1 protein-coding gene and 1 pseudogene are annotated in these 1,259 nt (G+C 69.5%); both read left to right on the forward strand.

The features are described 5' to 3' along the window. Window positions 1-1,034 (forward strand): aldo/keto reductase (locus AC559T_RS13300; protein ID WP_131628024.1); only part of this gene is annotated, 1,034 nt, incomplete at its 5' end. Continuing rightward, window positions 1,031-1,259 (forward strand): annotated as a pseudogene (locus AC559T_RS13305) (alcohol dehydrogenase catalytic domain-containing protein); the annotation flags it as partial. The gene AC559T_RS13300 and the pseudogene AC559T_RS13305, both read left to right, overlap by 4 nt.

Raw genomic sequence — 1,259 nt, forward strand, 5'->3', positions numbered from 1 at the left:
TGAGATATCGCAGATTCGGAACAACCGGTGTCGAGGTAAGCACCCAGTGCCTGGGCACGATGAACTTCGGCCGGCTGGGAAGCACCGATCCCGACGACAACGTCCGGATCATCAACCGCGCGCTGGACGGCGGAATCAACTTCATCGACACGGCCGACGTGTACTCGCACGGCGAGAGCGAGGAGATCATCGGCCGGGCGGTGAAATCCCGCCGGGACGACGTGGTGCTGGCGACCAAGTGCTTCTTCCCCATGGGCGACCGCCTCCAGCGGGGATCCTCCCGCCGATGGATCACGCAGGCCGTCGAGGGCAGCCTGCGCCGGCTGGGCACCGACCGCATCGACCTGTACCAGATGCACAAGCTCGACTGGAACACCGACCTGGAGGAGACCCTCGGCGCCCTCACCGACCTCGTCCGCCAGGGCAAGGTCCTCTACCTGGGCTCGTCGTCGTTCCCGGCGGACTGGATCGTCGAGGCCCAGTGGGCGGCGGCCCGCCGCGGCGGCGAACGGTTCGTCTGCGAACAGCCGCAGTACTCGATCTTCGCCCGGTCGATCGAACAGGACGTCCTGCCCGCGTGCCGGCGGCACCGGATGGCGGTCATCCCCTGGAGCCCGCTCGCCGGCGGCTGGCTGACCGGCAAGTACCAGCGCGGCCAGGAGCCGCCGGCCGGCTCACGCTACGACCCGACCAGCCCGTTCATGCAGGGAACGGTCAGCTCGGCCGAAGACCGCTCCTCGCCCGCCCGGTTCGACGCCGTGGACGCCCTGCGCGGCGTCGCCGACCAGGCGGGCATCACCCTGACCGAGCTGGCCATGGCGTTCGTCTCCAGCCATCCCGCCATCACCTCGACGATCATCGGGCCGCGCACCATGAAGCACCTTGAGGACGCGCTGAACGCCGCCGACGTCGACCTCGACGCGGACGCGCTCGACGCCATCGACAAGATCGTGCCGCCCGGCACCGACATGCCCGGGATCGACCACTTCACCCAGCACCCGGCCCTCCTGCCCGCCGCCCGCCGACGTCCGTGAAGGCCGCACGCCCCAAAGCGGGCGAGATCACCGTCGTCGACCTCGACGAGCCACCGGGAGTCGGGGACGAGGTCATCCGGATCGCGGCAGCGAGCATCTGCAGCTCGGACCTGATGTACATGCGGTTCGGGCTGGAACGGGTCATCGGACATGAGCTGGCCGGCGTCCGCGCGGACGGAACCGGGGCCGTCGTGGAGGCGCTCTACGGGTGCATGGAATGCGACC

It is taken from the genome of Frankia sp. Hr75.2 (assembly GCF_949319125.1).
Classification (GTDB): domain Bacteria; phylum Actinomycetota; class Actinomycetes; order Frankiales; family Frankiaceae; genus Parafrankia; species Parafrankia soli.